An 8,413-nucleotide genomic window follows, 5' to 3' on the forward strand; every position below is an offset into this window, starting at 1 on the left:
GGCTGCGGTGCCCAGCCCGGGCCCGCGCCGTATCCGGCGGGCACCGGAACCGCCCCGGCGCCCGGCGGATACGGCTGCGCGGCGTAGGGGGCGCCCCAGCCGCCGGGGTGGCCCTGCGGCGGCGCCTGGAGGCCGGCCCGGGGGTCCTGCACGGAGCGGAAGTCCACCGCGCCCTGGGTCATCCGCATGTACGCCTCCTCCAGCGAGGCGTGATGCGGCGACAGCTCCCACAGCCGGATGTCCGCCTCGTGCGCCAGGTCACTGATCCGCGGCAGCTCCAGGCCGACCACCTTGAGCGTGCCGTCCTGCTCCGGCTGCACGTGGCCGCCCGCGCCGGTCAGCGCGGTGGTCAGCCTCTCCCGCCCGGCCGGGTCGTCCTCCGCCACCCGCACCCGGGCGAAGCCGGTGGAGTTCTGCGCGATGAAGTCCTTCACCGGCATGTCCGCCATCAGCTGGCCGCGGCCGATGACGATCAGATGGTCCGCGGTGAGCGCCATCTCGCTCATCAGGTGGCTGGAGACGAACACCGTGCGGCCCTCGGAGGCCAGCTTCTTCATCAGGTTCCGCACCCAGAGGATGCCCTCCGGGTCCAGGCCGTTGACCGGCTCGTCGAACAGCAGCACCTGCGGGTCACCGAGCAGCGCGGCGGCGATGCCCAGCCGCTGCCCCATGCCCAGCGAGAAGCTCTTGCTGCGCTTGCGGGCGACCTCCTGCAGGCCGACCACGCCCAGCACCTCGTCCACCCGGCGGGCGGGGATGCCGGAGAGCTGCGCCAGGCACATCAGGTGGGCGCGGGCGCTGCGCCCGCCGTGCCGGGCCCCGGCGTCCAGCAGTGCGCCCACGTGGCGCGGCGCGTTGGGCAGCGAGCGGTACGGCCGGCCGCCCACGGTCACGGTGCCGGCGGTGGGCCGGTCCAGGCCCAGGATCATCCGCATGGTGGTGGACTTCCCGGCCCCGTTGGGGCCCAGGAAGCCGGTCACCTTCCCCGGCTGCACCCGGAAGTGCAAGTTGTACACGGCCGTCTTCGAGCCGTAGCTCTTGGTCAGGCCGACTGCCTCGATCATCTCAGCCCCTGCGGTCGGTCGCGGGGACGCGTGCGGTTGCGCTGCCCGTCCCCCGTCGTCCTCGCACCCTAGCCGCTCCCCGCACCGCTCCCACAGCCGGTGGCCTGCCTTGTGACCGGCCCGCAGCAAAGGCCGGCACCACCCCCGGTCTCCCGCCGGCACGCGGTGGGAGACCGGCCGCGTTCAGCGGCGGGGGAGGCGGATCCGCGCCGTGCCGGCCGCCAGATCCACCCGGGAGCGCGGCGGGGCCCCGTCCCCCTCCTCGTCCCGCAGCAGGGCGACGGCCTCGCGCTGCCGCAGCTCGTGCTCCTTGCCCGGCAGCAGGCAGGCGTGCAGCGCCTCGAAGCCGGTGGCGGACACCCGGCCGTCCCGCCACGGCAGCAGCCCCCTGCGCCCGGCCCGCAGCAGCATCTGGTCCACGAAGGCGACCGCGGTGAGCACGATCACCAGGCCCGGCAGGGTCAGGAACACGAGGAACTCCATGGCCCCATGGTGCGCCAGGACACGCGGAACGCCCCCGGCCGGGTCGGACGGGGGCGTTCCGGCGGACCGGAGCAGCCGGCCGGGGGCGGGGGGCCCTCAGCGGGACTGCTGGACGGGAACCGTCTTGGTCAGGCTGTTGTCGTCGTCGTCCGTGTCGCCCAGGGCCGCCGCCGCGACCTGGGCACCGGTGAGGGTGGCCAGCATCTCGCGGACGTTGGTGAGCTGGGCGTTGATGGAGTCGCGGCGGTTGGTGAGCGCCGCCAGCTCGCGCTCGGACTCGCTGCGGATCCGCTCGGCCTTGGCGTTGGCGTCCGCCACGATGTCCTCGGCCTGGCGCTGCGCGGTCTCCACCGTCTGGCGGGCCCGGCGCTCGGCGTCGGTGCGCAGCTTCTCGGCCTCCAGGCGGAGCTGCTCGGCCCGGTGCTCGATCTCGGCGAGGCGCTTCTCGGCCTTGGCCTGACGGGCCGCCAGGTCGCGCTCGGACTGCTCGCGGCGCTTGGCCAGGTTGGTCTCGAAGTCGGCGGCGGCCTGGGCGGCCTTGGCGCGGGTCTCCTCGAAGAGGGCGTCGGCCTCCTCGCGCTTGGACAGCGCGTCCTTCTCGGCGTCGGCCCGCAGCTGGGCCGCTTCGCCCTTGGCCTTCTCCACGATCCGCGCGCCGTCGTCCTCGGCCTTGGCCTTGCGGTCGGCCGCGTAGTTCTCGGCGTCGTCGCGCACCTGCTGGGCCTGGCCCTCGGCCAGCTCGCGCATCTGCTCGGCGGCCCGGCGGGCCTCCTCGCGCAGGTCCTTGGCCTCTTCCTCGGCGAGGCGGAGGATCTTCTCGACGCGGGCGCCGAGTCCGGCGTACGAGGGCTCGGCGTCGGCGACCTGGGCCTGGGCGGTCTGCGTTTCGAGGTGGAGCTCCTCGATCCGCTTCTCCAGGGCCGCGATGCGCGTCTCCGCGCTTTCTCGGTCGGCGATCAGCCTCGCGATGCGCTCGTCCACCTGACTTTTGTCATAGCCACGCCGCACGAGGTCGAAGCCGAAGGGGGAGGAAGTGTCGCTCATGGGGTTCCTGTCGTCTCAGACGGGTGAGTAGACGGGGGTTGGTGTCGGAGTGCGTCCGGCCGGAACACACTCGGATTGCCCTCGGAGGGAATCCTATGGGGCTACCCGGCGTGTCTTCGAGCAGATCCACGTTTCGTGTGGAGAATGTACGCTCCCGGGTGCCCGATCGAGCGGCTTGCGTTCCGCTCGTTCGAGCTGCCGGACGGCGACTGCGTGTGTGCATGCCGTTCGGGCTGCCCATCATGCGCGTTTCCACCGCAGGAGTACAGCCCCGACGGCCGGCCCGGCCGGATACCGGCCGGTTGCGCGGGAGTTGTGCCGGAATCGTTGCCGTACCGGTGTGCAAACGTGGGCAACCCGGTCGCCGCCGCCCGGTCAGCCGCCCGGCTTGCCGGCGCCGGCGCCGACGGCCTTGCCGTCCGGTCCGCCCTTGCCCCCGCGCGGCGCCGAGAACGACTCCAGCGCCTCCAGCACGTCCTGCACCCGGGAGATCTCGGCGTTGATGTCCGCCCGGCGGCGGGCCAGGTGGTCCAGCTCCCGCTTGCTCTCCTCCAGCTTGCGGCGGACCTCCCGCTCGGTGTCCTCGCGCAGCTTGCGGGTGTCGTGCGCGGCCTCCTCGCGGATCCGCTCGGCCTCGCGCAGCGCCTGCACCCGCTTGGCCTCGGCCTCCTTGAGCAGGCCCTCGGCCTTGCGCACCGCGGCGATCCGCACCTTGCCGGCCTCGGCGGTGGCCTCGCTGACCCGCTTCTCCGCCTCGGCCCGGGCCTCGGCGCGCTGTTCCTCGGCCGCCCGGACCAGCCGGTCCACGCGTTCGCCGGCGGCCTTGGCCAGCTCGGCCGCCTCCCGCCGGGCCCGCTCGTGCAGCGCCTCCACCTCGGCGTCCACCCGGGAGCGGACCTCGGCGGCGCGTTCCCGGATCGCGATGGCGTCCCGCCGCGCCTCCTCCAGCGTGTTGTCGGCGTCCGCCCGGGAGCCCTCCACGATCTGCCGGCCCTCGGCCCGGGCGTCGGCCAGCACCCGGGCGGCCTCCCGGCGGGCCGCGCCCACCATGCCGTCGGACTGCTCCTCGGCCGCCGCCGTGGTGCGCAGCGCCTCCTCCTGGGCCTTGGCCAGCAGTTCGTCGGCCTGGGCCGCGGCCTCGCCGCGCCGCCGGGACGCCTCCTGGCGGGCCGCCTCCCGGATGGCCTGGGCCTCGGCCTGCGCCTGGTCCAGCTCCTCCTGGGCGGCGGCGCGCATCCGCTCGGACTCGCGCAGCGCGTCGGTCATGGTGCGCTCGGCCAGCGCCGCCGCCGCCTCCTTCTCCTCGGAGGCGTGGCGGCGCATCCGGGCCACCGCCAGATCGGTGTCCGCGCGCATCGCCGCGATCTCCCGCTCGGCGTCCTCCCGCAGGTTCGCCACCGAGTCGTGGATCTCCTGGGCGCGGCGCTCGGCCGCGGACAGCAGCTCCTCGGCCCGCCGCTCGGCGTCCTCCACGGTGGCGCGGGCGGCGGTGAGCAGCTCCTCGCTCTGCTCGTGCGCCCGGGAGCGCTCCAGGTGGGCGGCCTCGCGGGCGTCGTTGAGCAGGGTGTCGGCCTCCCGGCGCAGCCGGGCGGCCTCCTCCTGCGCGGCGGCCAGCGCGTCCGCGGCCTCGGCCGCGGTCCGCTCGGCGGCCGCGGCGGCGTCGGCCCGGATGCGGTCGGCGGCGCCCCGGGCCTCGGTGCGCACCCGCTCCGCTTCGGCGGACGCCTCGGAACGCAGCCGGACCGCGGCCTCGTCACCCTCGGCCCGGGTGCGGGCGGCGTCCGACACGGCCTGCTCGCGGACCCGGGTGGCCTCCTCCTCGGCCGCCTCCAGCATGGCCCGGATGCGGTCGGTGGCCTCGGCGCGCATGCGTTCGGTGTCGCCGGTGGCCTCGTTCCGCAGCCGTTCGGCCTCGGCGCGGGCGGCGGCCAGCGCCTCCTCGGCGGCGGTGACCCGCTGCTCGGCCTCGGTGCGCAGCCGCTCCAGCTCGGCGGCGGCGGCCTCGCGCTCGGCGCGGGCCGCCTCCCGGGCCTCCTCGCGCAGCCGCCGGCCCTCCTGCTCGGCGTCGGCCACCATCTTGTCGGCCCGCCCGGCGGCCTCGGCCACCGCCTCCTCGGCCTCGGCGCGCGCCTTGCGCAGCGCCTCCTCGGCCTGGGCGCGCAGCGTGCTCGCCCGCTCGATGGCCTCGGTGCGGACCTTCTCGCCCTCGGCCACCGAGGCGGCCCGGGTCTCCTCGGCGTCCGCCTTGGCCTTGGCGATCAGCCCCTCGGCGCTGGCCGCGGCCTCCTCGATCTGCTGGACGGCCTCCCGGCGGGCCTCGCTGCGGATCTTCTCGCCCTCGGCGGCGGCCTCGCTGCGGAGCTGCTCGGCCTCGCCGCGCAGCCGCCGGGCCTCCTCCTGGAGCTCGACGGTCTTGGCCCGGTACTCCTTGGTGTCGTCCTTGGCGGCGCCCTTGAGCTGCTCGGCGGTGTCGTGCGCCTCGGAGATGAGCCGCTCGGCCTCGGCGGTGGCCTCGGAACGCAGCCGCTCGGCCTCCTCGGCCGCGGCCCGGGTGGTGGACTGCGCCTTGGCCACCGCCTTGTTGAGGACGTCCTCGGCGGTGCGGGCCGCCTCGGCGAGCTGGTTGGCGGACTCCTCGGCGGAGCGGTTGCGGGCCTCCTCGGTGGCCTTGGCCAGCAGCTGCTCGGCCTCGGCGCGGGCGTCGGCCAGCGCCTGCTCGGCCTCGGCCCGGGCCTGATCGGCCTGGGCGGTGGCCTCGGCCACCATGCGGGCGATCTCGCTCTTGGCGGTGGCGGAGCGCTGCTGGTACTCGGCCTCGCCGGCCGCGCGGCGCCGCTCTGCCTCCTCACCGGCCTCGGCGGTCAGCCGTTCGGCCTCGGCGCGGGCGGCGGCCAGCGCCTCCTCGGCCTCGGCGCGCCGCTCCTGGGCCTCGCGCAGCGCGGCGGCGGTGTCCCGGCGGGCGGCCTCGGCCTCGGCGNCTCGGCGCGCCGCTCCTGGGCCTCGCGCAGCGCGGCGGCGGTGTCCCGGCGGGCGGCCTCGGCCTCGGCGCCGACCGTGGCGCGCAGCCGTTCGGCGTGCTCGGTGGCCTCCTGGGCCTGGTTCGAGGCGGTGGACAGCAGGCGCTCGGCCTCGGCGCGGGCCCGGCGCAGCAGATCCTCGGTCTCGGCGCGGGCGGCCTGCGCCTCGGCGGCCAGCCGCTGCCGGGTCTCCTCGGCCACCCGCTGGGCCTCGGCCCGTGCCTGGCGCAGGGTCTGCTCGGCCTCGGTGCGGGTCTCCTCCAGCAGCCGGCGGGCCTGTGCCTCGGTGCGGGCGCGGAGCTGCTCGGCCCAGGCGACGTTCTCGTTGACGTGCTGCTCGACGGTGGCGCGGCGCTGGGCGAGCTCCTGGTCGAGCTGCTGCCGGCGGCCGACCGCCTCGGCGTGCAGCTCGGCCTCCATCCGGCCGCGCCGCTCGGCGTACTCCTGGAGCAGGTGCTGGGTCTGGGCGCGGGCCTGGCGCAGCTCGCGCTCCGCGTCGCCGCGCATCTGGTCGGCCTGGTGCTGGGCGGCGCGCAGCAGCTGCTCGACGTGGCTCGTGGCGTCCCCGTAGGCAGGCCGCAGGGAGAGCGCGCGCCGCGCCTGGTGCAGCTTGGAACGCAGGACCTCGATCTGGTAACCGAGGTCATCGGCGTGGTCGACGGCCTTGTCCCGCTCCTTCTTCAGCCGCTTCATCTCGGCTTCGAGCTGGGTCAGGGCGTCGTCAGCCTCGGTGCGCTCGCTGCGGTCGACTTCCCGCACCTTGCGGTCCCATCCGTCCCCTGGTTGTTCCGGTGATGATCCGATGAGCCCCGGCGGGCTCCCGGCGGAACCCCCGGTGCGGCACCGGGGAGCCCCGTCGGGCACGGTCGGTCGGGTGCGTCGCCAGCACGCACCTCCCGCTTATCGGATCATCGGCCAAGCGCGGGACGCAGAGAAGCCCCGTGCCCCGGCCGTGCCACTCTACCGGCCGGGGCAGCCCGCGTCAGTGGCCTCCGCCCTCACCGGCCGTATCCGTGGGGGCAGATGTGACAAGTTCGGTGAGCACACCGTGGCAGTCCTTGGGGTGAAGAAAGGTGATGCGCGAGTCCATGGAACCGCGGCGGGGCTGGTCGTAGAGCACCCGGATGCCCTTGCCGCGGATCTGCTCGGCCTCGCCGTCCACGTCCGCCGTGCCGAAGGCGATGTGGTGCACGCCCTCGCCGTTCTTGGCCAGCCACTTGCCGACCGGGGAGTCGTCCCGGATCGGCTGCAGGAGCTGCAGGTAGGAGGCTCCCCCGTCGTCGGTGCCGTTGATCCGGAGCATGGCCTCGCGGACCCCCTGCTCCTCGTTGACCTCGGTATGGAACACCTCGAAGCCATACGTGGCACGGTAGAACTCGACGGTGGCGTCGAGATCGAGACAGGCGATTCCGATGTGGTCGATACGCGTCAGCATGACTCCTAGTGCAGCGCCACGGTCGGTGATGGCGCAACGTGCCCACTGTCACAGTTCTGAGCCGGTGACCGCTTGCCGACCGGTCAGTACCCTCGGGTGAACCCTCGTTCACTCCTTAGTTCCAAGGAGCCGCACCATGACTACCTCAGTGATCGTCTCGGGCGCGCGGACCCCGATGGGCCGGCTGCTCGGCTCGCTGAAGTCCTTCTCCGGCGCAGACCTCGGCGGATTCGCCATCAAGGCGGCCCTGGAGCGGGCCGGCATCAGCGGCGAGCAGGTGCAGTACGTGATCATGGGGCAGGTGCTCCAGGCCGGGGCAGGGCAGATCCCGGCACGGCAGGCCGCGGTCAAGGCCGGCATCCCGATGAACGTGCCGGCGCTCACCGTCAACAAGGTGTGCCTCTCCGGGCTCGACGCCATCGCCCTGGCCGACCAGCTCATCCGGGCGGGCGAGTTCGACATCGTGGTGGCCGGCGGCCAGGAGTCCATGACCAACGCCCCGCACCTGCTCCCCAAGTCCCGGGAGGGATACAAGTACGGCGCGGTGCAGATGCTCGACGCCATGGCGTACGACGGGCTCACCGACGCCTTCGAGAACATCGCCATGGGCGAGTCCACGGACAAGCACAACCGGCGGCTGTCCATCAGCCGGGAGGAGCAGGACGCGGTCGGCGCGCTCTCCCACCAGCGGGCCGCCGCCGCGCAGAAGAACGGGCTGTTCGACGCCGAGATCGTGCCGGTGGAGATCCCGCAGCGCAAGGGCGACCCGGTCGTCTTCGCGCAGGACGAGGGCATCCGCGGCGAGACCACCGTGGAGACCCTGGGCAAGCTGCGCCCCGCCTTCGGCAAGGACGGCACCATCACCGCCGGCACCGCCTCGCAGATCTCCGACGGCGCCGCGGCCGTGGTGGTGATGTCGAAGGCCAGGGCCGAGGAACTGGGCCTGGAGTGGATCGCCGAGATCGGCGCGCACGGCAATGTGGCCGGCCCGGACAACTCGCTCCAGTCGCAGCCGTCCAACGCCATCCGGCACGCGCTGGGCAAGGCCGGACTGGCCGTGGAGGACCTGGACCTGATCGAGATCAACGAGGCCTTCGCCGCGGTGGCCGTGCAGTCCATGAAGGACCTCGGAGTGTCGCACGAAAAGGTGAATGTGAACGGCGGTGCGATTGCGCTGGGCCACCCGATCGGCATGTCGGGCGCGCGCATCGTGCTGCACCTGGCACTGGAGCTCAAGCGCCGCGGCGGCGGCACCGGTGCGGCGGCGCTGTGCGGCGGCGGCGGGCAGGGCGACGCCCTGATCGTCCGCGTGCCGCGCGCCTGACGGCGGGATTCCGCCGCTTCCGGCCCCCGGCCCGGCGCTCGGGCGC

5 protein-coding genes and 1 pseudogene are annotated in these 8,413 nt (G+C 74.6%); 1 reads left to right on the plus strand and 5 read right to left on the minus strand.

Annotated features, from left to right (window positions below):
* From GQS09_RS24730 to mce, 5 genes and pseudogenes are all read right to left on the minus strand, one after another.
* Window positions 1-1,064, minus strand: a 1,064-nt coding sequence (locus GQS09_RS24730; protein WP_165989789.1) for an ATP-binding cassette domain-containing protein, incomplete at its 3' end; no start/stop codon positions are given.
* A 183-nt stretch (window positions 1,065-1,247) separates the two neighbouring features.
* Window positions 1,248-1,547, minus strand: coding sequence for a DUF6191 domain-containing protein (locus tag GQS09_RS24735; protein ID WP_165989790.1), 300 nt, complete (start codon window positions 1,545-1,547; stop codon window positions 1,248-1,250).
* A 96-nt stretch (window positions 1,548-1,643) separates the two neighbouring features.
* A complete protein-coding gene (locus GQS09_RS24740; RefSeq protein ID WP_165989791.1) occupies window positions 1,644-2,591 on the minus strand; it encodes a cellulose-binding protein in 948 nt (315 codons plus the stop codon).
* Between the two features lie 375 nt (window positions 2,592-2,966).
* Window positions 2,967-6,367 (minus strand): annotated as a pseudogene (locus GQS09_RS24745) (hypothetical protein).
* A 223-nt stretch (window positions 6,368-6,590) separates the two neighbouring features.
* Window positions 6,591-7,043, minus strand: a complete 453-nt coding sequence (gene mce / locus GQS09_RS24755; RefSeq protein WP_165989793.1) for a methylmalonyl-CoA epimerase — start codon at window positions 7,041-7,043, stop codon at window positions 6,591-6,593.
* 136 nt (window positions 7,044-7,179) lie between these two features.
* Between mce and GQS09_RS24760 the strand changes: the two genes are divergently transcribed.
* Window positions 7,180-8,367 (plus strand): acetyl-CoA C-acetyltransferase, encoded by a 1,188-nt coding sequence (locus GQS09_RS24760; protein ID WP_165989794.1) that lies wholly within the window; start codon window positions 7,180-7,182, stop codon window positions 8,365-8,367.
* The last annotated feature ends 46 nt before the right edge of the window (window positions 8,368-8,413 follow it).

This window comes from Streptomyces sp. YIM 98790, assembly GCF_011421595.1.
Taxonomy (GTDB): Bacteria; Actinomycetota; Actinomycetes; order Streptomycetales; family Streptomycetaceae; genus Streptomyces.